Here is a 25,249-nt window from a genome sequence, read left to right on the forward strand (position 1 = left end):
GCAACCGTCCTCGGGGAAGCGATATTCCCCGAGGACGGGAAAAACTCGAGAAGATTCGATCAGCGGATCAGGGTGCCCAGATCGAGCGGCATCGCGATGCCGGTGATGTGATGGGCCTCGTCAGAACCGAGGAACGCGACGGCTGCGGCGATGTCCTCCGGCTGGCTGACCGGGTCGGGCAAGGTCTGCATGAAGATCGGACCGAGGGTGTGAGCGTTCGCGTCGATGAGCGGCCGCATGTCCGTCATCTGCATTCCGGTTTCCACGCCGTGCGGGTGGATGGTGTTGACCCGAATGTTGTACTGCCCCAATTCCGAGGCCATCGTCTTGGCCAGACCGGTGATGCCGTGTTTGCTCGCGACGTAGTGGCCGAGGAAGGGGAGCCCACGCAGGCCGGCGACGGAACTGGTGAAGATGATCGAGCCACCGGTGCCTTGCTTGATCAGGTGCGGGATCGCTGCCTTGGCGGTGTGGAAGACGCCGGTCAGGTTGACGTCGAGCGTTTCCTGCCACTGCTCGGGCGTGATTTCCCAGGACATGTTGGCAGAACAGATTCCGGCGTTCGCGACGACGACGTCGAGGCGCCCCAGTTCGTCGATGCCGGCATCGAGCGCCGCGGACAGCGCAGCGAAGTCGCGTACGTCGGTCTTGCCGGCAACAATTCGACGGTCCAGGGCCTTGACCAGTTCGACTGTCTCGGCCAGGTCGTCTTCGGTGGCGCCGGCGTAAGACGTGGATTCGAATTGAACACACGCGTCGACGGCGATGATGTCTGCGCCCTCTTCTGCCAGCCGGACAGCTTCCGCCCGCCCCTGACCGCGGGCTGCTCCGGTGATGAAGGCAACTTTTCCGGTGTATCGATTGGCAGTCATGCTCAAACCTCCGAATAGTGGTGACGATCTGCTCTTCGGAAGTTAGCGCGACGAAGTTCTTTTCGGGGGTGAATGCCCAGTCAGCGGAAAGCGCTCAGCTCACCCTGGTCAACAGGGCACATGGCCCGGCGGCGAAGACATCGCGTGCATCGGCGGATGTGACGGGTTGTCCGCTCAGTGCGTCGACCCATTCGCCTTCGGGAAGGTCGATTCGTGTGTCTCGCCAGCCGTGCGACGAGAGTCCGAGCGAATGTCGCGTCGCCAGAGCAACGACCATGGGTGGATCTCCCGCGGGGCCCCGCGAGAAGCCGACCAGATGACCGGATCCGGAACCTGAGGCGAAGACCGGCCGATATGCGCCGCGTTCGAACCACGCGGGGTTCTCACGCCGCAGTGTCAGTGCCGTGCGAACGAGGTGCAATTTTGCAGTTCCTGTCGCGTCGATCGGCGTGCCACCGGTATCGAGGAGGGAACGCCTCGCCGCGTAGTCGACAACGCGCCGGTTGTCCGGGTCGACCAACGAGTCCTCCCAGAGCTCGGTGCCCTGGTAGACATCGGGAACGCCGGGCCCGAGGAGTTGGAGCAACTTTTGGCCCAGAGAGTCCGACCAGCCGTGACGCGCTATCCGGCCGACGAATTCGCTGACCGAATCAGCGACAGGACCGTCGATCGCCTGGTCGATCCAGTGATGCACCGCCGACTCGAAGCCGACGTCGGGATCGTTCCAGGACGTCTTTGCGCCGGATTCACGGACGGCCTTTTCTGCATAGGCGTGTAAACGTTCGCGCAGTTCTGGAAGCGAGGACGCAGGGCTACCGTCGGCCGGCCAAACACCGATGATGTTCTGCCACAAAAACAATCCGGTCAGCGGATCAGGGCTGGGGCACACGCCTTCCCACTCGCGAATCATCCTGGACCACAGGGTAGGCACCTGAGACACAACACCGATCCGTGCCCGCACGTCCTCGCCGCGTTTGGTGTCGTGAGTGGACAGACTCGTCATCGCACGCGGCCACCGCTTCGCTCGGTCCGCGTTGTGGAGATGGAATTCGGCGACGGAGACGGCAAGCGACGCCGGGTTGCCGCCGACTTCCTGACGTGAGACCAGGCGCGCCGTCCGATAGAAGAGACGATCCTCGACGGACTTGGCCATGACAGCGCCGCACACCTGCTGGAAGCGAACTGCCGCTTCACCTCCGTTCACCAGTGACTGCGCCAACACGTTGAACGCTGCTTCATGCCCGGGAGCCAATTCGTGCATGTCGCCGACGATACGAGCGGCCAATCCGGCGAGGGGACTGTAATCGGATCGGTACACCGGCATCCGAGCGATCGCGACCACCACGGCGTCGTTCAGTTCGGTCTCACTGCAACGACTTCCGGTTTCACGTCGAATTGCGCGCACGAGCCTGCGAACCTCGGGGGCAAGGTCACCGCGCCCGGTGTCGCGTTTGAACTGACGTTCGGTGTGATGCAACCACGTACTGTCCCCGTCGTCGCCGGTCAGATCTGCCGAGAGTTCGGTCAATTCGAGTTCGGCGGCGGGATCGACGAAAATGCCGCCCAGATGATTGAGCGCGTCGTATCCGGTGGTGCCGTCGATCGGGAGCAGCGGATCGAGTGGCTCAGTGTGGCCGAGGATCTTCTCGATCACGAGCCACTGATCTGGTCCGATCAGTTCTCGCAGGCGCCCGAGATATTCCGCCGGATTTGCGAGTCCGTCCGGGTGATCGATGCGAACGCCGTCGATCAGTCCTTCGTCGACCCACGACTTCACTTGCCGATGGCAGAGTTCGAAGACTTTGGGGTCCTCCTGGCGCACTGCAGCGAGTTCGTTGACGGCAAAGAACCGTCGGTAGTTGATGATCCCGGCGTTCCACGGTACGAGTCGGTACGACTGCCGGGCGTGGACCTCCTGTGGAGATCCGTGTTCGGTGCCCGCCGCGACGGGGAAGCGGTGCTCGTAGAAAGCGAGAAGTGTTTCCTCACCGTCTTTCTCGACGGTCAGTGCGTCGAGATCGTCCGGGCTGCCCAGTACCGGGAGCGAGAGCTTGCCCTCGGCGCCGTTGGCTCCGTTGTCGTCGGCCCAATCGATGTCGAAGAAGTCTGCGTATTCCGACGACTGCCCGTGCGTGAGAACGTCCCACCACCAGGCATTTTCGCGAGGTATGGCGACACCGACATGGTTGGGGACCAGATCGACGATCAGGCCCATCCCACGTGATCGAACCGCGTGCGAGAGCTCTACCAACGCCTCGCGGCCACCAAGTCCTTCGGACACGGTTGTCGGATCGGTGACGTCGTAGCCGTGCGTCGACCCGGATGTTGCCGTGAGGATGGGGGAGAGATAGAGGTGCGAGACCCCCAACGCCTCGAAGTAGTCCACTTGCGCGGCCGCATCACGAAGGGTGAACGCGTCCGGGCGCAACTGCAGTCGGTAGGTGCTGGTTATCGGGGCCATCTGCACGTCTCCCTCAGGCCGTTCTGCGAAGTACCGTCAATGCTCGGGCTTTTACATCCAATGTCGTTCCGGCTTTGACCACGGTGTCGCTCTCACCGGTGGGGACCGAGGTGTCGAGTACGACGGTCCACTCCGACGCGTAGTCCGCGTTGGGGGTGGAGAATTCGAGATCTTCGTAGTGGGCGTTGAAACAGAGAAGGAACGAATCTCCCGTGACGCGCTCGCCGCGGTAGTTCGGTTCCGGGATCACGTCACCGTTGAGAAAGACGGCCAACGACTTTCCGAAACCGCTGTCCCAGTCGGCCGGAGTCATCTCCTCGCCCGACGGCGTGAGCCAGGCGATGTCGCGACTTTGATCGCCACTTCGAATAGGTCGACCCTCGAAGAATCGACGACGCCGGAAGACCGGGTTCTTGGCGCGCAAGGCAATTGCGCGCTTGGTGAACTCGACGAGATCCGCGTTGGTTTCCGCGAGAGTCCAGTCCATCCAGGACAGTTCCGAATCCTGGCAGTAGACGTTGTTGTTGCCCTGCTGAGTTCGGCCCATCTCGTCGCCGTGAGCGAGCATCGGGGTGCCCTGGCTGAGCATCAGCGTCGCGAGAATATTCCGGCTCTGACGTCCACGCAGGTCGAGGATCTCCGGGTCGTCGGTGGGGCCTTCGACGCCGCAGTTCCACGATCGGTTGTGCGACTCGCCGTCGTTGTTGTTCTCGCCGTTGGCTTCGTTGTGCTTCTCGTTGTACGAGACGAGGTCGTGCAGGGTGAAACCGTCGTGAGCGATGACGAAATTGATGCTCGCGCCAGGGCGACGTCCGGTGGCCTCGTAGAGATCAGAGGATCCGGTGAGGCGGGAAGCGAACTCGCCCAGCGTTGCCGGTTCACCGCGCCAGTAGTCACGGACGGTATCGCGGTACTTGCCGTTCCATTCGGTCCACAGGCCGGGGAAGTTGCCGACCTGGTAACCGCCCTCGCCGACATCCCACGGTTCGGCGATCAGCTTCACCTGACTGACGATCGGATCCTGTTGCACCAGATCGAAGAAGGCGGAGAGGCGGTCCACGTCGTGCAGTTCACGGGCGAGTGTCGAGGCGAGGTCGAAGCGGAAACCGTCGACATGCATTTCCGTGACCCAGTACCGCAGCGAGTCCATGATCAGCTGCAGTGTGTGCGGATGACGGGCGTTGAGGCTGTTGCCCGTTCCGGTGTAGTCCATGTAATGCGCTTCGTCGCCGTCGACCAGGCGGTAGTAGGCAGCATTGTCGATGCCGCGGAAGCTGATGGTCGGCCCCATGTGGTTGCCCTCGGCGGTGTGGTTGTAGACCACGTCGAGGATCACCTCGATGCCTGCCTGGTGGAAGCTGCGCACCATCGCTTTGAATTCCGCTACGGCCGCATCGGGTTTTGCGGCCGACGAGTAGTCGGTATGCGGAGCGAGAAAACCGAAGGTGTTGTAACCCCAGTAGTTTCGCAGTCCTTGGTCGAGAAGCACCTGATCGTGCATGAACTGGTGGACCGGCATCAGTTCGATAGCAGTGACACCCAGATTGGTGAGGTGCTCGATGATCACCGGATGCGCGAGTCCGGCGTAGGTGCCGCGCAGTTCCTCCGGAATTCCGGGGTGCGTCGCGGTCATACCCTTGACGTGCGCTTCGTAGATGACCGTCTCGTGGTACGGGCGCTTCGGCGAGCGATCGGACGCCCAGTCGAAGAAGGGATTGATGACGACGGTCGACATCGTGTGGCCGAGCGAATCATGTTGGGGGAAAGGGATGGTGGCGGGTTCGTCGGTGAGTGGGGCGGGATCGAAGGGTTCGGGGTCGAGGATCTCGTCGGATTCCTGATCGCCCGTGGGTGACGTGTCTTCGACCTCGCCCTCGAGGACCACCTCGCCCGATTCGGCTTCCGAACTCGTCTCGTCGGTCGCGTCTTCCGGCTCCGCTGCAGGAGTGTCGTCGTCTCCCGAAGGTTCGGGATCGCCTGCCGACTCGACGTCGTACGAGAACAGTGAACGGTCTCCGTCGAAGTCTCCGTCGAATGCTTTTCCGTACGGGTCCAGCAACAGTTTGCTCGGATCGCACCGCAGGCCTGCCGCCGGATCGTACGGTCCGTGGACGCGGTAGCCGTATCGCTGGCCGGGGGATACGGACGGAAGGTATGCATGCCAGACGTAACCGTCGACCTCGTCCATCCGGATCCGGGTTTCGGTTCCGTCCTTGGCGATCAAGCACAGTTCCACGGCTTCGGCGACCTCGGAGAAGAGCGAGAAATTGGTCCCCGCACCGTCGTAGGTGGCACCGAGTGGGTACGCACTGCCAGGCCATACCGGGATGGGAGTGGCTGAGGTCTCGCTCGGCGGTTGATCCATGAATCAGACCCTATCGGGTGCAGCCGATCGAATCTTGTCGACTGTCTACGGCGCTGATCACCGTTTTGCCTGGCTGCGGGCGGTTGCCAGCATTCCGGCTGTGATCTGTTCCACCTCCGCCTCCGAACACAGGTACGGAGGCATCGCGTAGACGAGGTTTCGGAACGGTCGCAGCCACACTCCGGAGTCGACGGCTGCATCGGTGGCGCTCTGCATCTCGACCGGCTGCTCGAGTTCGATCACTCCGATCCCGCCTTTGACGCGGACATCGACGACCCCGGGAATTGTGACGGCTTCGGCGAGGCCACGAACGAGGCCATATTCGAGGGCTGCGACATCACGCCGCCAATCCATCGCGAGCACCAGTTCGGTCGATGCGACTGCGACGGCGCACGCGAGTGGATTGCCCATGAAAGTGGGGCCGTGCATCAGCCCGCCACCTTCGCCGGCGGTGATCGCCTCCGCTATCTCCGTGGTGCACAGCGTCGCCGCCAGGCTCATGTATCCGCCGGTGAGGGCCTTGCCGACGCACATGACGTCGGGGCTGACGCCGGCGTGATCGGCGGCGAACAGCTCGCCGGTGCGTCCGAATCCGGTGGCGATCTCGTCGAAGACCAGGAGGACTTGGTACTTGTCGCAGAGATTACGTAGGTCGATCAGGTAGGCGGGGTCGTGGAAGCGCATTCCGCCGGCGCCCTGGACTACAGGTTCGACGATCACCGCGGCCAGTTCCTCGTGATGCTCGGCCAGCAGTGCTTCCAGCTCCTGTGCGTACTCGGGTCGATAGTCCGCGGGGGGAGTCTGCGCGAAGACCTGCGCGCGCAGGACATCGGTCCAGAGAGAGTGCATCCCGCCGTCGGGGTCGCAGACGCTCATGGGGGTGAAGGTGTCACCGTGGTATCCGCCCCGCCAGGTCATCAATCGGTTCTTCGACGGTTTGCCGAGACTCCGCCAGTACTGCAGGCACATCTTCACGGCGACCTCGACGGCCACCGAACCGGAATCGGAGAGAAACACCTTGTCGAGGCGTGGTGGTGTGATGTCGACCAGTAGTCGTCCGAGGCGAGCGGCGGGTTCGTGCGTCAGTCCACCGAACATGACATGGCTCATCTTGCCCAGCTGCCGCGCGGCCGCGGCGTCGAGCACAGGATTGCGGTAGCCGTGAATGGCGGCCCACCACGAGCTCATCCCGTCGACCAGTCGGCGGCCGTCGGAGAGCGTGAGGGTAGCCCCCTCGGCAGAGTCGACGATCAGCGGACGAGTCGACGAGGGAAATGATCCATACGGATGCCAGAGAACATCGGCATCGATGGCGGAGACGTCTTGGGGATCAAGTCCGGTTGTGAGCACGGATGCACCCTAACCATTGAGTTGAACGGTGTTCAAGTATGGTCGGAAAAGTGAACACCTCGCTGAATTGGCTCTCTGCCGTCGAAGCGGACCGTAGGGCCGCTGGACTGCGTCGCGAACTCCGTCCTCGCACGGTCGACTCACCGTTGATCGACCTGGCGTCGAACGATTACCTCGGACTTGTGCGGCACCCCGATGTGATCGAGGGTGCAACGGCGGCACTGCGCCGTTGGGGCGCGGGCGCCACGGGCTCGCGTCTGGTCACCGGCACCACCACCGAACATGAACTGCTCGAAGTCGAACTGGCCGAGTTCGTCGGGGCGGACTCGGGGCTGGTCTTCTCCTCCGGTTACACAGCCAATCTCGGTGCGGTGACGGCGCTCTCGGGTCCCGGATCGTTGATCGTCTCCGATGCGGGATCGCATGCTTCGCTGGTGGATGCCTGCCGCCTGTCACGCGCGCGGGTCGTCGTTGCCCCGCATTCGGACGTGGGCTTTCTCGCCGACACGTTGCGTAGCAGAGTGGAAGAGCGAGCTCTGGTCGTCACTGATTCGGTTTTCAGTGCCGACGGAGACCTCGCGCCGCTGCGGGAGATGCATCAGGTGTGCCGGGAGTACGGGGCGATCCTGCTGGTCGACGAGGCGCACGGCATCGGTGTGCGCGGTGCCGGTGGACGCGGACTCGTCCACGAGTCGGGCCTGGCCGGTGAACCCGACGTCGTCGTGACGGCAACACTGTCCAAGTCGCTCGCCAGTCAGGGCGGAGTTGTGCTCGGTGACAACAAGATCCGCGCGCATCTCGTCGACGCGGCAAGAACGTTCATCTTCGACACCGGTCTCGCACCGGCCGCCGTCGGCGCGGCCAGAGCCGCACTCGCCGTACTCCAGCGCGAGCCGACGCGAGCGCTCGACGTCCTGGCCCGGGCATCCGAGTTGGCGGACGTCACCGGTGCTCCGTCGCCTGAATCTGCTGTCGTCTCGGTCGTTCTCGGTGATCCGCAACGGGCGTTCGATGCCGCGTCGGCGTGCCGGGACCAGGGGTTGCATGTCGGATGCTTCCGCCCGCCGTCGGTTCCGGAGGGAACGTCACGGCTGCGTCTGACGGCTCGAGCGACGCTGTCGGCCTCCGAAATGGAGCAGATCGCTCTCGTCCTGCGCGAAGTATTGGCAGGGGCCCGAGCATGAGCATTCTCCTGGTGACCGGAACGTCGACCGACGTCGGAAAAACAGTGGTGACAGCCGCATTGGCATCGCTCACCGTGCAGTCGGGTAAGTCGGTTGCAGTGCTCAAGCCGGCCCAGACCGGCGTCGACGTGGACGGTGCGGGTGATCTGGCCGAGATCGAGCGTCTGACCGGTGGCGGCGTGACGCTGGTCGAGTTGGCGCGATATCCCGAACCGTTGGCGCCGGATACTGCTGCACGTCGAAGTGGTCTGCCGTTGTTGGCGCTCGACGACGTAGTCCGAGTTGCTCGCGACCTGGACACCACCCACGACATGACCCTGATCGAAGGTGCCGGCGGCTTGCTGGTCCGGTTGGGGGTCGACGGGTTCACCGCGCGCGATCTCGCGGCAGCGCTGGGTGCACCTGTAGTGCTGGTGGTTGCGTCCTGCCTGGGCACGCTCAATCACACGGCTCTGACGGTGGAAGCGCTGGGTGCTGTTGGCGTGGAATGCGCCGGGTTGGTGATCGGTTCGTGGCCGCAGGAACCGGACCTCGCCGAGATATGCAATCGCGAGGATCTTGTCTCGGTCAGCGGTGTTCCCCTTCTCGGGTTGATGCCTGCCGGAAGCGGCAGCGAGAATGCCCAAGAGTTTGCTCGGACTGCGTCACTCGCGCTCGGTAAATCTCTTTTGGCCAACTGACGCCGTAACATCCGTTTTGTCTGCATCGATAGCCAAGGCACAGTGGGGCGCCTTGGTTTCGACGTCTCTCGCGTACGATTCCGGTCGGTATATTTCGGCGGGTGTCTTGGGCGACCCCGCATCCGGGGCACCCGGGACGCCGACGGTGGTTGTCGAATTGTGAGTAGGTCAGTCGGATGTAGGTGGTGAGCACGGTCGAAAAGTCGTTGTCGTCATCGGCCGTACGTCGCGCACTGCTTGTCGGCGTAGTCGTCTTCGTCTCGTGCCTGGTCGGAATTCTGAGCCGTCTGCCGGGCACGCTTGCTGTCTTCTGGCCGGCCAACGCGCTGCTACTCGGGATTCTCTTTCGCTCGCCGCGTTCCGCCACACTGCTCACCTGGATTTGCGTAGTAGTCGGTTATGTCGGAGCCGACCTGATCACCGGTGGGGCGTGGGAGTCCACGATGTGGCTCAACGCCGCCAACATCGTCGGGGTTGCCAGCGGCTTCTACGCCTTTCGCTGGGTCGACGGTGAGGATCGTCGTCTGAACAGTATCGAGTCTGTCGGATATCTCGTGGCGACGACGGTCGTCGCCGCGTCGATGGCAGCACTCGTCGGCGGAATCGCGAACCGCGTGCTGTTCGGCGGGCAGTGGTGGGACGGCTGGTTGCTCTGGTTCTCGAGCGAGTTCGTCAACTACATGACCATCGTCCCGTTGGTGCTGACATTCCCTTCGCTTCGGCGAGCGGATCGGGACCCGAAAGCTGTTGCCGCACTTCTGCGTCGATCTGTGGTTCCGACAGCGCTGCTGGCCGTCTGCATCATCTTGGAGTGGGTGATCGGCGGTGCCGGAGCGATCGCGTTTGCCATGCCGGCCCTGGTGACTGCCGCCTTGCTCACCAATGTCTTCGTCACCTCGGTGCTCACAGCCGTATCAACTGCCTGGACGTTGGTACTGACGGCCGACGGTCATCTCGGATTGTCCAGCGAGGGCGTCTCGCCCGTCAGTGCGTCGGTCCAGATCGGATTGTCGCTGCTGGCGGTAGCGCCGATCGCGGTGGCCTGCGTAATCCTCGAGCGCCGCCGCGCGCTCGAGGCACTCACCCAGGCAGTCACCCACGACGATCTCACCGGTGCGCTGCGTCGGGACGAGTTCTTGCGGCGAGGCGGCAGCGTGACGGGTGCGACCGAACCGCGTCGGCACTCTGGACGTCCGGTCAGCGTCCTGATGATGGATCTGGATCACTTCAAGATGGTGAACGACAACCTCGGTCATCGCGCCGGCGACACCGCGTTGGGGAGTTTTGCCGATCAGGTGCGGCGGAATCTCGACGACAAGCATCTGTTCGCCCGTTTGGGCGGCGAGGAGTTCGTCGTACTGATGGCCGGTGTCGATCTGGCGGGTGCGACCGAGACGGCCGAGATGATTCGACGTGCGCAGGCCGAGAGTTCGTCGGCAGTGTTGGGTGAACTCGGGCCCACCGTCAGTATCGGTGTCGCATGTTCACCTGCAGGCGGTGCGGATCTGACGCAACTGGTCGACTGCGCCGACGAAGCGTTGTACCGGGCGAAGAAACTCGACCGGAATCGAACCGTGTCGCTCACGGTCGGAGAAGCGAAGTAACCCGTGCGGACCCGCAGTGCTTGCAGGTCCGCACGGGTTGGTGGTGTCGGGCGATTCAGAACAGGTTGATCAGAGCCGGGACGCTGAACAGCGCGACGTAGTAACCCATGAACAGGACACCGCCGTGGATCTTGAACAGACGCCCGAGCAAGCCGCCGACGAGGCCGACCGTCACGGTGATCAGAAGCCCGAGGATGCCGCCCTCCCAGATGCTGATGACCACGACCAGTCCCGTGAACACCGCGATCACAGCTTCGTGACTGATGTGTTTGACCACCGCTGACGCAGCGCGGTACGCGTAGTTCATGGCAAACGGATATGCGATGACCGTCGCGGTGACGACTGCGAGCAGGCCGTAGAGCAGGAACTCCCACTGGGTCAGGTACGTGGAGAGATTGTTGATCACTCCGGTTTCCTGATTGGTTTCGAAGACCGGCGGAGCGTTGAACAGAGGCGCCGCGGGACCTGCTGCCAGCGGGCTGAGCGGAAGGCCGAAGGCCACGAGAGGGATGAGGGTTTCCGCGATGTACGTGGATTCCGTCGTACCGTTCTTTGCCGAGACCATGGTGGTCAGCCGGTGGTAGCCGTTCTTGATCCGCGCACCCACCAGCTCACCCATCAGAACGGTCATGGCAACGGGGCTGAAGACGAACGTTGCGCTGGAGACCGTGGAGGCCGCCGCGGTGTAGCCGATCTGCTTACGATCGAGGACCTTCAGAGGATTGGGGAAGTATCCCTTCCACCCCTTGATGTCCGGGGCCAGTGCGACGGTCTTGGGTTCGCTGCGCTCCATGTCCTTGCGACTCGACGGCCCCAAGGTCAGCGCGAGGTCCGCGATCAGCGGCCCGACCGCGATGGCAAGGAAGTAGCTGATGTTGAGCGACACATCGTAATTCGACGTCAACGCGCGTGCGCCCAGGATCAAGATCACGAAGGGAACGAGAGCGACCACTCCGGCCCAGCGGCCCGGCGAGGCGTAGGCGATGCCGACGGCGGCGACCAGGAACAGCCACGGTGCTATCGACTGAACGGTGTCGGCGAACGGAGCGAGGATGGTCGCGAACAGGACGGCAACCGGCACAGCGACGAACGCCGAGATCACTGCTCCCGAGATCGCCTTGCGGAGTGCGATGTGCGGGATGCCGAGTGAGCGCATCATCTGCGCCTCCGGCAGGAGTGGAATCGCCATCGTGTCACCGGGAATGCCCAACAGCATCGTCGGCACCGCGTGAGTCATGTGTTTGGCGATCGCACCGGAGAGGAAGAACGTGAAGACTGCCGCCGGGGGAGCACCGAGCAGGATCACGAGCAGAGTCAGCGGTGCGATGGTGGCTGTCTCGTCCGTGCCGGAGATCAATCCGATGAACGTGAACGCGACCGCACCGATGATGCCGAAGAGGACGGCAATCAGAATTTCGTTGGTCAGAACCGAACTCATGCGAGCCCACCGTCCTTCGGTGCTTTCGAGGCCGGTGCTTTCGAGGCCGGTGCTTTCGAGACCGGTGTGTTCGAGACCGGTGTGTTCGAGACCCGCGCGTGCTCGGCCTCGGCAGCGGCGAAGTGGTCGTACAGACCGAGTTCGCGAAGTTCCAGTTGGCTCTGTTCCGGAATGTCGGCGAGAGTCCCGAGACCCTGGCGTTGTTCACTCATCATCGTGATGACACCGTCGATCGACTCCGCGTCGGCGGCCGCCAAGGCGACTATCCGCTTCGGCTTGATGAAGATTCCGCAGACGACGCCGGCGAGCAGGCAGGCCGCGATGCCGACCAGCAGGCTGTACGCCTGGGCCAACGACGGCTCGCTGACGACCCGTTCGAACAGTGCTTGGGCTGCGAGAAGAGCCGAGGCGCCGACGACACTGCCGACTGCGACAGAGATCGCGAGGTGTCGACCGTTGACGGTGTCGCCCCAGACTTCGAGGTATGTCTGCTGCTCGGTCGGCTCGGTTGTGGTGGTCGGCGTCGTTGCCGACTGCGGTGGTGACATCAGTCTTCTCCAGTGTCATACAGGGCGAGGTCATACAGGGCGAGAGGCTTGGGAGGCGGGGGACTTGCTTGGCGAATGTCAGGTGCGTGCAGCGCGGAGGGCATTGACAACCCGGGACGGGCTCGAGTGTCCGATCTGTTCGGCCATCCAACTACTTGTGTCGGTGAGCGAATCCAGGTCGATGCCGGTGTCGATCCCGAGGCCGTGGAGCATCCAAACCAGATCCTCGGTGGCGAGATTTCCGGTCGCGCCCTTGGCATACGGGCACCGTCCGAGACCACCTGCGGAACTGTCGAATTCGGATACTCCGGCGGTCAACGCCGCGTAGACGTTCGACAGTGCTTGCCCGTAGGTGTCGTGGAAGTGCATCGCGATCTGCGATGTGGGGATGCCACGTTCGCGGATCGCGCCGAGTAGAGCGAGCGCATGACCAGGGGTGCCGACGCCGATGGTGTCGCCGAGGGAGAGCGACGTGACGCCGCTGTCGATCAAGGCCTTGGCGATGTCGGCGACACGCTCGACGGACACGACGCCTTCCCACGGGTCTCCGAAGCACATCGATATGTACCCACGGACGGGAAGTCCCAGGGCTCGAGCGGCGGTCGTGACCTCGGCGGCCGCGGCGATCGCGCCGTCTACCGTGGAATTGAGGTTGCGTTTCGCGAATTCCTCTGTGGCGCTGACGAATACTGCAACTTCACGCGCCCCGGCGGCGACGGCCCGCTCGAGACCTTTGCGGTTCGGGACGAGAACGACCGTACGTACCGAGTTCGGCAGGTGGAGTCGACCCATCAATTCTTCCGCGTCCGCAAGTTGCGGGATCCATCGAGGTGAGACGAAACTCGTCAACTCGACAGTGCGGGAACCGGCCGCGACCAGGCGTTCGATGAACTGGGCCTTCGTCTCGGTCGGGATCACCGCCGTTTCCGCTTGAAGTCCGTCTCGAGGCCCGACTTCGTAGACCCGGACCGAGGTCGGTAGGCCCGGCGCCGACACTCGATGAGGCGCCGGTTTCCACACTGGTGATCCTGCAACTGTTTCCGTCATTGTCGTCAGTTTCCGCCGCGGATCTCGGCGAGAACCTTCTCGGCATGCTCGACGCGAATGCTCTTGTCCGCGATCAGGCGTGCGACCACGGCGTCGATCTCGCTCTTCTGCGCTCCGGCGGTGGCAGCGATGTTGCGGGCGTGCAGTCCCATGTGTCCGCGCTGGACACCCTCCCCGGCGAGAACGCGGACAGCAGCCAGGTTCTGTGCAAGACCGACTGCAAGAATGATGCCGGCGAGTTCCTCGGCACTCTCGACGCCGAGCATCTTGATCGCGGCCTGCGCTACGGGGTGCACCTTGGTGGCCCCGCCGACGAGGCCGACCGGCATGGGTAGCTCGAGGGTGCCGACGATGTTTCCGTCGGCGTTCTTCTCGAAATGCGAGAGCGAGGAGTAGATTCCGTCGGCGTTGACTGCGTGAGAGTGGCACCCGGCTTCGACTGCACGCGTGTCGTTTCCGGTCGCCAGCACCACGGCGCTGATGCCGTTCATGATGCCCTTGTTGTGTGTCGCGGCGCGGTAGGGATCCAGCTCGGCCAAACGTGCGGCATGGATCAGGTTGTCCACTGCTTCTGCGCCGCCGATCAATTCGGCGTCGAACACGGCGCGAACACGCGTGAGCCGCAGATCTGCCTTGTTGGTGAGAATACGCAGGACGACGTGCCCGCCGCCGATCTCGGACACTCGATCCGCGATTGCTTCCGCCATCGTGTTGACTGCGTTGGCGCCCATCGCATCTCGTACGTCGACATGAAGGTGGAGGACGACGTAGGTGGCCTGGTCCGAGGACACGACGCGAACCGAAATATCCTTCACGCCACCGCCGACGCTGACCAGCTTCGGGTCCTGCTCGTTGGCGAGTGCCATGATTTCTTCACGCGCCTCGAGGAGCCGGATCCGGGCCGCCTGCGGATCCACGACGTCGACGAGTTGAATCTGGGCTTGCATGATCGGCTGGGTACTGGAGGCGTGAAAGCCGCCCAGTCCGCGTGCGATGCGAGCGGCGTTGCTCGCAGCTGCGACGACCGACGGCTCCTCGGTGGCAAGAGGGATCAGGTAGTCCTCGCCGTTGATCGTGAAGTTTGTGGCCACGCCGACCGGAATGCCGATGACGCCGAGGACGTTCTCGACCATGCGATCGGCCTGGTCGATGGTGAGGCCGTCGGCGGCGTCGTAGACCGCGATGTCTGCTTCGGTCAGGTCGGTCTGGCGGACGATCTCGGCGCGCCGGGCGGCGACGTCGTAGGACCGGAAATCGGCGATACGGCTGTTGACAGACCGGTTGTTCTTGGACCGATTGTTCATAGACACGGGGGTTGTCCTCCTGAAGTGGTTCTGTGCTCCGCTTCACAGTAGGGAGGTTGATGCCTGCCAAGCCACGTGCTCACAGCACATCGATCAGTCGAATTTGTGGTGTCAAGCACCATTACCGCTGTCGGTGTTGTCGCTTACGCCTTCTTCGGTTCCCACTTCCCGAAGTTCGTCGAGCCTCGTCGCCATGGATACCCGGAAGAAGTTCTCGTCTTCACGCCACGAGTGACCGAGGAGTGTACGGATGCGGTCGAGACGCTGAACGACGGTGTTCGGGTGATAGTTGAGTGCGCGGGCAGCCTTGGTCGGGCTCCCGTCGTTGCGGACCAGGGCCCGAAGGGTCGCAGTGAGATCGGTGTCCTTGTCATGGTCGTAGGCGAGTACCGGGCCGATGACTTCGTCGATGAACTGATGGAGTGATTCCGGATTCTCGCCGAACAGAACGCTGTACGGCAGATACGACGCAGTCGTGACCGCGCCGTCGGTCTTGCCCAACGCGGTGATCAGGCGGGCCGTGCGCAGCGCAGAGGTGAAGCGCGCCGGGAGTTCTTCGGGGCGCTCCGCCGTCGCCGGCGCAATGACTACTGCGTGGGGTCCTACCGAACCGGTGATCTGGCGGTGAATGACGGTCGCCGCTGCTGCCGGGTTTCCCGAGCGCGAGACCACCGCGATCAGTCCGGCGTGCTGCGCCGCCAATGCCGCTACCGGCAGATTCTGTCCGATTGCGCGGAGCGCGGCCGTCCGGAGTTCCGGAGCGACCGAGACCACGAGGACAGTGTCGAGTTCGCCGAGGGAGATGCCGAGGTTGCGGGTCCGACGTTCGAGATCGCGCCTGCGCTCGGGCGCAGTGCTCAGCAAGTCGGCGACCAGTTCGTCACGTGCGCGCCGGTCCGCTGCTGCTGCCGCCGAGTGTTGCAACACGAGGATGGCAGTGACCTGAGCTGCCCGTTCCACGGTCCGGAGTTCGACGGGGCCGATCGGCGCGTCCGAACGATTCAGCAAGATGGCCCCGAGGAACGATTCTCCGGCGGTGACAGCGCTGACGAGTTGGATGGCGGTCTCACTGTCGTCGGTGACAAACGTGCATCGGCCGCTGCGGCGACTCTGGTCGATGGCCTCGGACACGGCGCGAGGTAGCGACAACGGCACCGTCGTGATCTGCTCGCCCGAGGATTTCACGAGAGGGCGTAACTCACTGTCGACCACGACGGTGCTGCGCTCGAGTGAGCTGCTGAGGGTTCGTGCAACCTGGGCGTATCCGCCGCCGCGGAGAACGGCATGGATGAGATCCTGGTGGACGATGTTCGACTTGTCCCGCGCGGACACGTGCTCACGCAGCTCGTCGAGTGCTCGCCCGGTCTCGGCGGCGGATTCCTCGGCGCGGTCGAGGGCCCGTGCGGTTTGCAGGACCACCGAGGCGTGATCCGCCAGCGCCGAGAGCAGGGCGATCTGATCAGCAGTGAAGCGGCGTTCCCGGCGGTCGGCGGCAAACAAGACTCCGAGGATCTGGCCGTCCGAGAGCATCGGCACGCCCAGAATCGCCACCAGACCCTCGGCGACGATCGCGGCATCGACTACTTCGTCATGGCGCGACTGCGTGTAGTCGCTGTAGTTCTGAACCCATTGGGCTGCTCGAGATTCGGCAATCGCGCTGACCAGTCCCGCGCCGGCAGGAACCTGCAGATGCTGGAGTTCCGGCGAGACCGCGCCGGCCGTCTTTCGAACATTCAGGTCACGAGTGATCACGTCGAACTCGGACAGGTACGTGACGTCGGTACCCATGATGTCGTGCGCGCGGTTCACCAGCCTCTGCAGCAGAGTGTCCACGTCGCGAACTTGCGCAAGCTCACGCGCACTCGAATAGAGGACCGCCAATTCGTTTTCGCGACGGCGCAGTCGGCGAAATTCCGACCGACTGGCCCGGATGCGGGCCGCTGTCTCCGCGATCTCCGTTGCGCCAACGCCGAATTCGGCCAGTACCTGTTCAACGTGTTCGTCACCGACGGCGTCGGATGTCACGTCGAACAGCGCGGCAATCACGTTGGGTGCTGAGTCGGAGTCTGAATCAGGGGCGGTCACACCGAACAAACTACAGACCGGTGGATCCACCGAATTCGTCGAGCGGCGTGGATGTGTGATTGTTGTTTACTTCCAATGCATTCCGAGTCGTGCTCGTGTCTCTCGTCTCCCTTCTCAGTCTGTTCACGGCCTTCTCGAGCGCGCTGATTTCTGTCTCGAGAGCACTGATTTTGCGATTCAACGCTTGGATGCTCGCCATGCAGACGCCGTTCGCGTCGACGGCGGAGATCCGGCGGGTGTTGGATCCCAAGCCGAAAATCGCCGCAAAGTCTTGCGCCATCGGACCCAGGTGACGGACCGACTTGTGGTCGAATCCGTAACTCCACGTGCTTATTCGGAGTGCCGCCAACCGGTCGAGCACGTCCTGAGCGCTCGTCGGAACATCTACGCCGGTATGCACGCCACGTCGATGCGCGGCCCGTGCGAACACCCACTGCGCGGGATGTCGCAGCGCGGCGTTCACCCGAGTGCTGACTCCGACACCGACGTATTCGGTGCGCTCGCCGTCTTCAGTGCTCTCGCCCTCGTCAGGCGGTGAGTTCACGTCGTGCGGTTTTGACGGTCTTGTCGCTCAGCAGAATTCCGGCTCCTGCGCCGAGCAGTCCGAGGCCGATTCCGACAGCGGCGCTGCCGAGGCCCAAAGCAATTCCCAACATGATTCCTCCAAAAATTGTGCAGTGAATTGAGGGGCCAGGTGTCCGACGAAAGTGCTGCCGACCTGCTCCGCGCTCATCTTTCACATTGCTCCAGCACGCGGGCGATGACAACCCGTCTGGACCGAATTTCTCGTGGAAAACACAGGCGTGCAACACTGGGTGAAGAACTGCTGGGTCATCGGCGTCTTGTCGGCGCCGTACGGGCGGCAGTAATCAAGTAGCCATCGACCGATCTCTAACGCAGGTTTATCTGCGCGCGGTAACGATGACCAGGCAAAAGGGTGGCATGTGAACGAATCGAGCAGTGGCTTGTTTTCCGACCTCAGTGCGGCGGAGTCCGTTGTCGACGCAAAAAGCGCCGAGCAACTGGCGGCCGAGCGTGAAACTGCGGCAGCGGAACGGTCCAATACCGACACCGCTGAACAGCGGCAGTCACAGCTGTTCAGCGGTTAAACACGTCAGGACTCCTTGATTACCGACAGAACATTGCCGGCGGGGTCGGTGAACCACGCGATGTCGGGACCGTTGCCACGCATGATGCCTCGCGCATCTTGAGGGAATCCGTCGTATTTCAGAAACTCCACGCCACGTGCGGTCAGTTGATCGACCGTCGTGTCGATGTCGTCGACGACGAAGTTGAGGATCGTGTACGTCGCGGGTTCGTGATTCGGCTTCGGGTAAACCAAGATCTCGGTTCCACCGGCAAGATGTAGGCGCACAAGTCCCATGTCTTCGTCGGTCACTTTCAGCCCGAGTGTTTCGCCGTAGAACTTCTTTGCAGCATCGATGTCTGTCACCGAAAAACCGCTGAACGCTTTGGTGTCCGCAAGCATGACTGTCTCCGTTCCTGGCTGTTGTCCGACTAGGTAGGTTCGGAATCCGTCATTCCGGATTCCATCTCGGCCCGGGCCGCCTCACTGAACTCGATGATCTGAACGTAGTTTCCGTCGGGGTCGATCGCGGTGGCGAACAAACTGCCGTCGCGGTCTTCGAGTGGGGCGAGCCAGTTTCCGCCGAGTACGTCGATGCGTTGCGCGATCGACCGGGCGTCGTCGGTCTCGACGTTGAGGAACATCCGGCCGGGCTGCGGGTTGGTCTCGCCGACGTCGTCGCGTCTGTCGAGCATCACGTAGAAACCGTTGAAGTCGAGAACGTCGTAGCCGGGTTCGCCCGGAGTGCGGTCGACTTTCGGAGCGAACGCCTCGGCGTACCAGTCGCGCAAGCGTTCGGGGTCGGTGCTCGAGAGCAAAATACTGCTGATGCTGGATCCGGACATGGGTCCTCCTGCTGTTGGTCGTTGCTGCCGTCGGCGATCGAGGCACTGGCCACATCACCTCGCAGGTACAGACTTCCCGCAGCGACGAAACTCATCGCGGCTCAGGTGTGCTCCGAAACCAGGATCGCCGTCGTGCCTGGTTCGAGTGCCCGAAAGATGTGCTCCTCGTCACCGGGATACGCGAGATAGTCGCCCGGCCCGAGCTCGATCGGATCTGCAGTGGGCCCGACCTCCGCCCGCCCGGTGCCGATCACAACGTGTTCGGTGGTGCCGCGCGCATGCGGCGTCGAAATGCGGGGCTCGCCCGGTTCTGCAACTATCCGATACAGATCGCGGCGCGCGTTCGGTGGGCTGGGAGCCAGGAGGGTCGCGATGTACGACGCGTTCGCCGACGCAATCGCGGGCCCTTCCCCGGCTCGAATCAACTGAACGGTCTGTGCTTGCGAGTCGACGAGTTGTGAGAACGGCACACCCAGGGCGTTGCCGAGTGCCCACAGTGTTTCGAGGCTCGGGTTCCCGAGGCCGGATTCGAGTTGGGAGAGTGTGGATTTGGCGATGTCAGCGCGTCGGGCGACCTCCGAGAGGCTCAAGCCCGCTCGGGTGCGCTCACGTTTGAGTGCGACTGCCACCAGCTTTTGAGGACTCTGTTCAGTACCAATTCCGGCACCGTCAGGTACACCACTGTCAAATCCACCACTAGCCATCGTTCGATTCTCCGATCGATCGTTTCCCTTGATGAACGGTCTTGCGTCGTCCAACATAGAATACATGCGTTCTTTATGGCGAACAGTTGATCGCGACACGCTCCGGGTGAGCGTGCTGATCTGTCTCTCCGTGGCCATCGTCGGTGTTTCCTACGGTGTGACGGCGGGATCGGCCGGGTTCTCGATGTGGCAGCTCCTTGCGTTGGCCGTGCTCGTTCTGGGTGCCTCGTCGGAGTTCTTGTTCATCGGAATCATCGCGGCCGGGGGGAGTGCCCTCGCCGCGGTTGCAGCCGGTTTGTTGATCAACTCGCGAAACTTCGCGTACGGATTGTCGGCGGGATCCTTTCTCGACAGGGGTCGGCACAGAGGCTCAGGTTGGCGCAAAATGGTCGGCGCGCACCTGGTCAACGACGAAAGCGTCGCGGTCGCCATGGCGCAAGCAACGGTGAAGCAGAAGCGTGCTGCTTTCTGGTTGTGTGGGATCGGGATCGCGGTGGCGTGGCCCATCGGAGCGCTGCTGGGCGGTCTTCTCGGGAGTGTCGTCCAGGATCCGGGCGCGTTGGGGTTGGATGCCGCTTTTCCGGTTGTCATTCTGGCCCTCGTCTTGCCGGCGCTGAGGGAGAGGGTGACGCTGCTTGCCGCCGTGGTCGGTGCAGTGATCGCGGTGGCCGCGTCGCCGTTCCTGCCGCCCGGTACCGCGCCGCTCGTGGCCCTGCTGAGTATTGCGGTGACGATACCGTTTCGGGAGAAGGTCCGATGAATACGGCAACGGTCTGGATCGGCATTCTCGTATTCGCCTGCGGCTCTTACGCTTTACGGGTGAGTGGCGTTCTGCTCCGCGCTCGGGTGATGCTTTCGGGCTTTGCCGAGAAGACTCTCGATCGTGCTGTCACTGCTCGCAGTGGTTGTGACCTCGACGATCTTCACCGGCCATGACGTTGCCGGACCGGCGCGAGTGCTCGGGGTGGTGGCCGGAGGCATCTGCGCCTGGTTCAGGGCGCCGTTGGTGGTCGTGGTGATTGTCGCGGCCGGTACTACTGCATTACTACGACTGTCAGGAGTGTCGTAGAGCCGATTCGGTGCGCGTTGAATGTGGGGTCGAATTCAGGCGGGTGCGGATGCCGTCGATGAACAGATCCAGGCCGAACTGGAAGCGTACCGTCGGATCGCCGTCGAGGAGGTCCTCGTCGGAACCGCCGCCGATCACCTCGGGGGAGTCGGGGGAAATGGGTGCTCGGGTGAGTGCCCCCATTTCTTCCATCTGCGCTCGGGACTGCTCGTCGACGGTATGGCCGAGTACGTAATACAGCAGGGCGTATGCCGCGAGTTGGGCGTGCTCGCGTGAGAGGCCGGATTCCTGCCCTGCTTGTACGAAGTGCTCGCGTACCTTGCTGCTCGTCATCCGCGAGGCGAAGGTGGCGCTGACCAACTCGGCGCCGTCGCGGTGCGCCAGCAGTGCAGATCGAAGCCTGTGTGCCAGTTCGGAATACGCCTCTTGCCACGTGTCCGCGTCAACGGGGGAGTCGAGGTCTTCGAGGATCTTGTCGACGACCGCACCGAGCAGGGTCTGCTTGTTCGGGAAGTGCCAGTAGAGAGCTCCGGGTTGGACACCCAGGGACGTTGCGAGCCTGCGCATCGTGAGGTCGGCAAGTCCGAACTCGTCGAGTATCGCCATGGCGCCGTCCAGCACGTCGCCGCGTCGCAACTGCACTTGTTGTTCCCCTCGTTTCGTCCCGCTGTGGGCTGCTCGCGATCGAATGTCGATCGGACCCGCCTTTGACAGTATTCCACCACGTCTCTAACGTGAACACCGTTCAACTTGTACGGTGTTCAATTTTGCTGGTTTCGAAGGAGACGTCTGTGACCCCGCCCCCGATTAGCACGGCCCCTGCGACGGTCGACATCCTCGACCAGGCTCGCGAGCAAGTTCTCGAAAGAGGAGTCGGCCTGACCGAAAGCCAGGTGCTAGACGTACTTCGACTCGACGACGACAGGCTCGAAGACCTGCTCGCTCTCGCCCACGATGTGCGTATGAAGTGGTGTGGACCGGAGGTCGAGGTCGAGGGCATCATCAGCCTCAAGACGGGCGGTTGCCCCGAGGACTGCCATTTCTGCTCGCAGTCCGGACTCTTCCAGTCGCCGGTTCGCGCGGCCTGGTTGGACATCCCGAGCCTGGTGGAAGCTGCCAAGCAGACCGCGAAGTCGGGCGCCACCGAGTTCTGCATCGTGGCCGCCGTCCGCGGACCCGACGCCCGGTTGCTCGCTCAGGTGGCTGCCGGCATCGAGGCGATCCGCAACGAGGTCGACATCCAGATCGCCTGCTCGCTCGGCATGCTGACCCAGGAACAGGTCGACCAATTGGCCGCCATGGGTGTGCACCGGTACAACCACAACTTGGAGACCTCCAAGTCGCATTTCCCGAACGTCGTCACCACGCACTCGTGGGAAGAGCGGTGGAACACCCTTCGGATGGTTCGGGAAGCAGGCATGGAAGTGTGCTGCGGCGGAATCCTCGGCATGGGCGAATCGTTGGAGCAGCGTGCAGAGTTCGCGGCCAACCTGGCTGAACTGGAGCCGGACGAGGTTCCGCTCAACTTCCTCAACCCGCGTCCGGGTACCCCGTTCGGTGATCTGGACGTGCTGCCCGCCAGCGAGGCGCTCAAGTCCGTTGCGGCATTCCGTCTCGCGCTGCCTCGCACGATCCTGCGCTTCGCGGGTGGACGTGAAATCACTCTCGGTGACCTGGGGGCCAAGCAGGGCATCCTCGGCGGAATCAACGCCGTCATCGTCGGCAACTACCTGACGACTCTCGGACGTCCCGCCGAGAAGGATCTGGATTTGTTGGTTGATCTGCAGATGCCGATCAAAGCTCTGAACGACACTCTGTGAGTGTTCCGGTGACCGAGGAGCGGTACAACCCGTTCACCGGGCGTCGGATCGTCGACGGCGTCGACGATCCGACGCCGACAGCGGCGTCGATGGGCCTCGAGCCTCCTCGCTTCTGCGAGCAGTGCGGACGGCGCATGATCGTTCAGGTCAGTCCTGACGGTTGGTGGGCGAAATGCTCCCGTCACGGTGTCGTCGACTCGATCGACGCCGCCCGCAGGTAGCGTCACTCTGTGTGATCCCTCTTCGGCAGACTCGACTGCGCACCGCGATCGTGATCGCCGCAACCAGTGCGGGCGTGAGCGTGCTCGTCGGTGTGCTGTGGGCGTTCCTGGCTCCGGCAGAGCACCTGTTGGTGGTGTCCGAGGGGCGCGGCGTCGCGTTGACGGGTGAGAGCCTTCACCAGTTCGACGCCAGCGCCGTATTCATCTGGCTGGCACTGATCGTCGGCGTGCTGTCAGCGGTGGCGGCCTGGCTGGCACGCCTGAGTCGAGGCCCGTATGCCCTGGGTGGGTTGATCGTCGGCTCAGCGGTGGGAGCCGGCCTGATGGCACTGGTGGGTTCGGGTGTGACGAAACTACGTTTCCCTGCGGCCGACAATCCGGCGGTGGGGGAGATCGTCGCGCGAGCACCCAACATCGGAACCCTGCTGGTCCTGTTGTTTCAGCCGCTCGCGGCGTGCGTCGTGACTTTGGTTCTCGCAGTGCTCAATCCGTACGACGACCTCGGTGTGGGGGACCATCCGGAATCTGAGGATCCGGCCGCCGAGGTCGAACGGACCGACGACGAGGTCCAGCCGAAACTCCCGTAACCGTCGTGTCGCTAAACAGCCGAGGTCGACGGACGGTTCGCAGCGGACTTCATTCGCACGTCTCCCAAGAGTCGACCCGAAATCAACGCCCCCAATCGGCGGGTCGCGAAGCGAGTGCTGATCGAGGACACCCAATTCGGCAAACCTGATACCACTGTCGGCGGTGCGTTGCGTCGATCCAGTGCCCGGAAAGCTGTGTCCACCACCTGAGTTGCCGTCTGCATTCGTCCGACTGCAGCATCTTCGGACCCGACGACGTCGAAGAACTCGGTGCGCGTCGGACCGGGGCATACCGCCAATACGGTCAATCCGCTACCGCGAGCTTCTGCCCACAGTGCTTCCGTGAAGTTGAGTACAAAGGCCTTGGATGCGCCGTAGACCGCCATGCCCGGTGTCGGCTGGAACGACGCGGTGCTGGCGATGTTGACCAGTGCGCCGCGTCCGGTGAGAAGGTCAGGCAGGAATGTGTGCGTCAACTCGACGAGTGTGGCGATGTTCAGTTGAATTTCGGACGTGACGCGCTCGAGGTCTTCGTCTACGAACGCGCCGTGCGTTCCGAACCCGGCGTTGTTGATCAATGACGTGGCGGTGATGTCGCGGCCGGTCAATTCTCGGTGAAGGGTCGCGCCGACGCCGGGTGCTGCCAGATCGGCGGGCAGCACTGTCACGGTAATGCCGTGGGCGACGCGGAGTTCGGTAGCGAGGGCTTCGAGGCGATCTGCCCGCCTGGCGACGAGAACCAGATTTGCACCGCGAGCGGCAAAGCGGTGAGCGAATTCCACGCCGAGCCCGGCGCTGGCTCCGGTGATCAGGACGGTGGTTCCGGCTACGTCGATGGCCATGGTGGCTCCTTCGGTTCGGGTGGTCCCAAATGTAGGCACTGACACCATAGTTGTCAATGACAACATTTTGATAAGGTGCCTCCATGCCCGCCCACGAACAGCCGTACCACCACGGCAGTCTGCGACAGGAACTCTTGGCGTCGGCTGAAGCTACCCTCGAGCGAGACGGCGTCGACAAGCTGTCGCTGAGGCAACTTGCGCGCGAGGCGGGCGTGAGTCACGCGGCTCCGGGCAAGCATTTTCGGGACCGTCAAGCGTTGCTCGACGCCCTGGCTGAAAGCGGCTTCCACCGGATGACCGGTGCGCTCGAGCGAGCAGTTTCGGAGGCTCCGCCGACCGCGAGGGCCAGGTTCTCCTCGCTCGCCAACGCCTACGTGGATTTTGCACTCGAGCATCCCGGCCTGTTGTCTCTGATGTACAGCAACAAGCATGCACCCGGTGCGGCCGCAGCCGTCGTGAACGCGGGGCACGCGACGATGGACCTGACCGTCCGGCTCGTGTCGGAAGCTCAGGTCGCGGGTGACATTGCTGCCGGTGATCCGGAAAGCATTGCGCTCGTTGCCTTTGCGACGTTCCATGGAGTCGCGACGCTGGCCGCGGGCGGAATGTTGGGCGACGTGCCGGTCGGCGATGTGGTGAACGCTGCGTCGACGGTCTTCTGGGCGGGGTTGTCTCGATCTGTCTGACGTCCGGGACACGCGCGGAATTCCCCAGAGTTCTCACAGAACCAGCACAAGGGGAGCACAAGATTGCGGACTTACATAGGAGTCAAGAAGTTTGATTCCGAGTGGAGGTTCCGCAATGAGCGTTTCAGAGATCGCCCCCAACAGGGGAGTTGTACTGGTCACGGACATCGGATTCGAGCACGGTGCGCGCATCGCCACAGAGTTTCTCGACGCTGGTTGGAGCGTGGCGGTCACGGCGCGGACGGTAACCGAGTTGGTACGCATCATGGCTGGGAAACCCGCCCATCGCTTCTTTGCGATAGTCGCCGATCCGACGGATCGTTGGCAGGCCGACCGGATTCTCGACCGCGTGACGACACGATTCGGCACAATAAATCGGGTTATCGATCCGGCGGGCGCCGTGACCTCGGTGTGGACGCAGCGTGGAAGTCTCGAAGCCGTTGCCTGACA

The 25,249-nt window shown here is 63.1% G+C and carries 27 protein-coding genes; 11 read left to right on the forward strand and 16 right to left on the reverse strand.

Features of this window, described 5'->3' with window-relative positions; all coding sequences use genetic code 11:
- Positions 1-59: 59 nt before the first annotated feature.
- The 4 genes from I7X09_RS20545 to I7X09_RS20560 all read right to left on the reverse strand — a co-directional run bounded on the left by I7X09_RS20545 (position 60) and on the right by I7X09_RS20560 (position 7,048).
- The gene (locus tag I7X09_RS20545; protein WP_200313402.1) at positions 60-872 is read right to left on the reverse strand and encodes a mycofactocin-coupled SDR family oxidoreductase; all 813 of its coding nucleotides are present in this window, start codon (positions 870-872) and stop codon (positions 60-62) included.
- Between the two features lie 94 nt (positions 873-966).
- Complete coding sequence (gene treY / locus I7X09_RS20550; RefSeq protein WP_200313403.1) at positions 967-3,333, reverse strand: malto-oligosyltrehalose synthase; 2,367 nt, start codon at positions 3,331-3,333, stop codon at positions 967-969.
- A gap of 13 nt (positions 3,334-3,346) precedes the next feature.
- Positions 3,347-5,698 (reverse strand): glycogen debranching protein GlgX, encoded by a 2,352-nt coding sequence (glgX, locus tag I7X09_RS20555; protein ID WP_200313404.1) that lies wholly within the window; start codon positions 5,696-5,698, stop codon positions 3,347-3,349.
- Positions 5,699-5,755: 57 nt separating this feature from the next.
- Positions 5,756-7,048 (reverse strand): adenosylmethionine--8-amino-7-oxononanoate transaminase, encoded by a 1,293-nt coding sequence (locus tag I7X09_RS20560; protein WP_200313405.1) that lies wholly within the window; start codon positions 7,046-7,048, stop codon positions 5,756-5,758.
- A 38-nt stretch (positions 7,049-7,086) separates the two neighbouring features.
- Here I7X09_RS20560 and I7X09_RS20565 point away from each other — a divergent pair, with 38 nt between their 5' ends.
- From I7X09_RS20565 to I7X09_RS20575, 3 genes are all read left to right on the forward strand, one after another.
- Entirely contained in the window at positions 7,087-8,232 is a 1,146-nt protein-coding gene (locus I7X09_RS20565; protein ID WP_200313406.1) for an 8-amino-7-oxononanoate synthase, read from the forward strand.
- Complete coding sequence (gene bioD / locus I7X09_RS20570; protein ID WP_200313407.1) at positions 8,229-8,912, forward strand: dethiobiotin synthase; 684 nt, start codon at positions 8,229-8,231, stop codon at positions 8,910-8,912. The genes I7X09_RS20565 and bioD overlap by 4 nt, the downstream gene beginning before the upstream one ends.
- A 185-nt stretch (positions 8,913-9,097) precedes the next feature.
- Positions 9,098-10,516, forward strand: a complete 1,419-nt coding sequence (locus I7X09_RS20575) for a GGDEF domain-containing protein (protein ID WP_234036648.1) — start codon at positions 9,098-9,100, stop codon at positions 10,514-10,516.
- A 55-nt stretch (positions 10,517-10,571) separates the two neighbouring features.
- Here the strand turns inward: I7X09_RS20575 and I7X09_RS20580 are convergent, their stop codons facing one another.
- From I7X09_RS20580 to I7X09_RS29610, 7 genes are all read right to left on the reverse strand, one after another.
- Positions 10,572-11,954, reverse strand: a complete 1,383-nt coding sequence (locus I7X09_RS20580) for a tripartite tricarboxylate transporter permease (RefSeq protein WP_124569388.1) — start codon at positions 11,952-11,954, stop codon at positions 10,572-10,574.
- Positions 11,951-12,502, reverse strand: coding sequence for a hypothetical protein (locus I7X09_RS20585; RefSeq protein ID WP_234036649.1), 552 nt, complete (start codon positions 12,500-12,502; stop codon positions 11,951-11,953). The genes I7X09_RS20580 and I7X09_RS20585 overlap by 4 nt, the downstream gene beginning before the upstream one ends.
- 78 nt (positions 12,503-12,580) lie before the next feature.
- Positions 12,581-13,549 (reverse strand): hydroxymethylglutaryl-CoA lyase, encoded by a 969-nt coding sequence (locus I7X09_RS20590; protein WP_200313409.1) that lies wholly within the window; start codon positions 13,547-13,549, stop codon positions 12,581-12,583.
- 5 nt (positions 13,550-13,554) lie between these two features.
- Positions 13,555-14,853: a hydroxymethylglutaryl-CoA reductase, degradative gene (locus tag I7X09_RS20595; protein WP_200317951.1), complete on the reverse strand. Its 1,299-nt coding sequence runs from the start codon at positions 14,851-14,853 to the stop codon at positions 13,555-13,557.
- A 111-nt stretch (positions 14,854-14,964) separates the two neighbouring features.
- The gene (locus tag I7X09_RS20600; RefSeq protein ID WP_200313410.1) at positions 14,965-16,938 is read right to left on the reverse strand and encodes a helix-turn-helix domain-containing protein; all 1,974 of its coding nucleotides are present in this window, start codon (positions 16,936-16,938) and stop codon (positions 14,965-14,967) included.
- Positions 16,939-16,948: 10 nt separating this feature from the next.
- A complete protein-coding gene (locus I7X09_RS20605; RefSeq protein ID WP_234036650.1) occupies positions 16,949-17,482 on the reverse strand; it encodes a tail fiber domain-containing protein in 534 nt (177 codons plus the stop codon).
- Entirely contained in the window at positions 17,466-17,594 is a 129-nt protein-coding gene (locus I7X09_RS29610) for a hypothetical protein (protein WP_003941742.1), read from the reverse strand. The genes I7X09_RS20605 and I7X09_RS29610 overlap by 17 nt, the downstream gene beginning before the upstream one ends.
- 288 nt (positions 17,595-17,882) lie before the next feature.
- Here I7X09_RS29610 and I7X09_RS20610 point away from each other — a divergent pair, with 288 nt between their 5' ends.
- Positions 17,883-18,047 carry a hypothetical protein gene (locus I7X09_RS20610; protein WP_166810477.1) on the forward strand — a complete coding sequence of 55 codons (165 nt, stop codon included), beginning with the start codon at positions 17,883-17,885 and terminating at the stop codon, positions 18,045-18,047.
- Between the two features lie 5 nt (positions 18,048-18,052).
- Here the strand turns inward: I7X09_RS20610 and I7X09_RS20615 are convergent, their stop codons facing one another.
- The 3 genes from I7X09_RS20615 to I7X09_RS20625 form a co-directional block, all read right to left on the reverse strand.
- Entirely contained in the window at positions 18,053-18,427 is a 375-nt protein-coding gene (locus I7X09_RS20615; RefSeq protein WP_095969924.1) for a VOC family protein, read from the reverse strand.
- 29 nt (positions 18,428-18,456) lie between these two features.
- Entirely contained in the window at positions 18,457-18,870 is a 414-nt protein-coding gene (locus tag I7X09_RS20620) for a VOC family protein (RefSeq protein ID WP_095969925.1), read from the reverse strand.
- 101 nt (positions 18,871-18,971) lie between these two features.
- Positions 18,972-19,574, reverse strand: a complete 603-nt coding sequence (locus I7X09_RS20625; RefSeq protein ID WP_166810476.1) for a helix-turn-helix domain-containing protein — start codon at positions 19,572-19,574, stop codon at positions 18,972-18,974.
- A gap of 64 nt (positions 19,575-19,638) precedes the next feature.
- Between I7X09_RS20625 and I7X09_RS20630 the strand changes: the two genes are divergently transcribed.
- Entirely contained in the window at positions 19,639-20,334 is a 696-nt protein-coding gene (locus I7X09_RS20630; protein ID WP_200313411.1) for an AzlC family ABC transporter permease, read from the forward strand.
- Positions 20,335-20,457: 123 nt separating this feature from the next.
- The gene (locus tag I7X09_RS29485) at positions 20,458-20,643 is read left to right on the forward strand and encodes an AzlD domain-containing protein (protein ID WP_234036651.1); all 186 of its coding nucleotides are present in this window, start codon (positions 20,458-20,460) and stop codon (positions 20,641-20,643) included.
- On the opposite strand, the gene I7X09_RS20640 is transcribed toward I7X09_RS29485, so the two are convergent.
- Entirely contained in the window at positions 20,629-21,285 is a 657-nt protein-coding gene (locus I7X09_RS20640; RefSeq protein WP_095969928.1) for a TetR/AcrR family transcriptional regulator C-terminal domain-containing protein, read from the reverse strand. The two genes, I7X09_RS29485 and I7X09_RS20640, sit on opposite strands and share 15 nt — an antisense overlap.
- Before the next feature lie 164 nt (positions 21,286-21,449).
- Between I7X09_RS20640 and bioB the strand changes: the two genes are divergently transcribed.
- The 3 genes from bioB to I7X09_RS20655 are packed head-to-tail and all read left to right on the forward strand — an operon-like array spanning position 21,450 to position 23,271.
- Positions 21,450-22,463 carry a biotin synthase BioB gene (gene bioB / locus I7X09_RS20645; RefSeq protein ID WP_024487821.1) on the forward strand — a complete coding sequence of 338 codons (1,014 nt, stop codon included), beginning with the start codon at positions 21,450-21,452 and terminating at the stop codon, positions 22,461-22,463.
- The gene (gene bsaP / locus I7X09_RS20650; RefSeq protein ID WP_095969929.1) at positions 22,460-22,684 is read left to right on the forward strand and encodes a biotin synthase auxiliary protein BsaP; all 225 of its coding nucleotides are present in this window, start codon (positions 22,460-22,462) and stop codon (positions 22,682-22,684) included. The genes bioB and bsaP overlap by 4 nt, the downstream gene beginning before the upstream one ends.
- Positions 22,685-22,695: 11 nt before the next feature.
- Positions 22,696-23,271 (forward strand): DUF2567 domain-containing protein, encoded by a 576-nt coding sequence (locus I7X09_RS20655; RefSeq protein WP_200313412.1) that lies wholly within the window; start codon positions 22,696-22,698, stop codon positions 23,269-23,271.
- An 11-nt stretch (positions 23,272-23,282) separates the two neighbouring features.
- On the opposite strand, the gene I7X09_RS20660 is transcribed toward I7X09_RS20655, so the two are convergent.
- Positions 23,283-24,113, reverse strand: a complete 831-nt coding sequence (locus tag I7X09_RS20660) for an SDR family NAD(P)-dependent oxidoreductase (RefSeq protein ID WP_200313413.1) — start codon at positions 24,111-24,113, stop codon at positions 23,283-23,285.
- 83 nt (positions 24,114-24,196) lie between these two features.
- Between I7X09_RS20660 and I7X09_RS20665 the strand changes: the two genes are divergently transcribed.
- Together I7X09_RS20665 and I7X09_RS20670 are read left to right on the forward strand one after the other, a co-directional pair.
- A complete protein-coding gene (locus I7X09_RS20665) occupies positions 24,197-24,799 on the forward strand; it encodes a TetR/AcrR family transcriptional regulator (protein ID WP_200313414.1) in 603 nt (200 codons plus the stop codon).
- 115 nt (positions 24,800-24,914) lie between these two features.
- Positions 24,915-25,247, forward strand: a complete 333-nt coding sequence (locus I7X09_RS20670) for an SDR family NAD(P)-dependent oxidoreductase (protein WP_200313415.1) — start codon at positions 24,915-24,917, stop codon at positions 25,245-25,247.
- Positions 25,248-25,249: the final 2 nt, after the last annotated feature.

Source organism: Rhodococcus sp. P-2, from assembly GCF_016598535.1.
Lineage (GTDB): Bacteria > Actinomycetota > Actinomycetes > Mycobacteriales > Mycobacteriaceae > Rhodococcus_F > Rhodococcus_F baikonurensis.

What these genes read in the sequence shown, in the direction of transcription:
- I7X09_RS20545 (WP_200313402.1), bottom strand. Translation starts at nt 872, where the DNA reads ATGACTGCCAATCGATACACCGGAAAAGTTGCCTTCATCACCGGAGCA.
- treY (WP_200313403.1), bottom strand. Translation starts at nt 3,333, where the DNA reads ATGGCCCCGATAACCAGCACCTACCGACTGCAGTTGCGCCCGGACGCG.
- glgX (WP_200313404.1), bottom strand. Translation starts at nt 5,698, where the DNA reads ATGGATCAACCGCCGAGCGAGACCTCAGCCACTCCCATCCCGGTATGG.
- I7X09_RS20565 (WP_200313406.1), top strand. Translation starts at nt 7,087, where the DNA reads ATGGTCGGAAAAGTGAACACCTCGCTGAATTGGCTCTCTGCCGTCGAA.
- bioD (WP_200313407.1), top strand. Translation starts at nt 8,229, where the DNA reads ATGAGCATTCTCCTGGTGACCGGAACGTCGACCGACGTCGGAAAAACA.
- I7X09_RS20580 (WP_124569388.1), bottom strand. Translation starts at nt 11,954, where the DNA reads ATGAGTTCGGTTCTGACCAACGAAATTCTGATTGCCGTCCTCTTCGGC.
- I7X09_RS20585 (WP_234036649.1), bottom strand. Translation starts at nt 12,502, where the DNA reads ATGTCACCACCGCAGTCGGCAACGACGCCGACCACCACAACCGAGCCG.
- I7X09_RS20590 (WP_200313409.1), bottom strand. Translation starts at nt 13,549, where the DNA reads ATGACGGAAACAGTTGCAGGATCACCAGTGTGGAAACCGGCGCCTCAT.
- I7X09_RS20595 (WP_200317951.1), bottom strand. Translation starts at nt 14,853, where the DNA reads ATGAACAATCGGTCCAAGAACAACCGGTCTGTCAACAGCCGTATCGCC.
- I7X09_RS29610 (WP_003941742.1), bottom strand. Translation starts at nt 17,594, where the DNA reads ATGTTGGGAATTGCTTTGGGCCTCGGCAGCGCCGCTGTCGGAATCGGC.
- I7X09_RS20615 (WP_095969924.1), bottom strand. Translation starts at nt 18,427, where the DNA reads ATGCTTGCGGACACCAAAGCGTTCAGCGGTTTTTCGGTGACAGACATC.
- I7X09_RS20620 (WP_095969925.1), bottom strand. Translation starts at nt 18,870, where the DNA reads ATGTCCGGATCCAGCATCAGCAGTATTTTGCTCTCGAGCACCGACCCC.
- I7X09_RS20625 (WP_166810476.1), bottom strand. Translation starts at nt 19,574, where the DNA reads ATGGCTAGTGGTGGATTTGACAGTGGTGTACCTGACGGTGCCGGAATT.
- I7X09_RS20630 (WP_200313411.1), top strand. Translation starts at nt 19,639, where the DNA reads ATGCGTTCTTTATGGCGAACAGTTGATCGCGACACGCTCCGGGTGAGC.
- I7X09_RS20660 (WP_200313413.1), bottom strand. Translation starts at nt 24,113, where the DNA reads ATGGCCATCGACGTAGCCGGAACCACCGTCCTGATCACCGGAGCCAGC.
- I7X09_RS20665 (WP_200313414.1), top strand. Translation starts at nt 24,197, where the DNA reads ATGCCCGCCCACGAACAGCCGTACCACCACGGCAGTCTGCGACAGGAA.
- I7X09_RS20670 (WP_200313415.1), top strand. Translation starts at nt 24,915, where the DNA reads ATGAGCGTTTCAGAGATCGCCCCCAACAGGGGAGTTGTACTGGTCACG.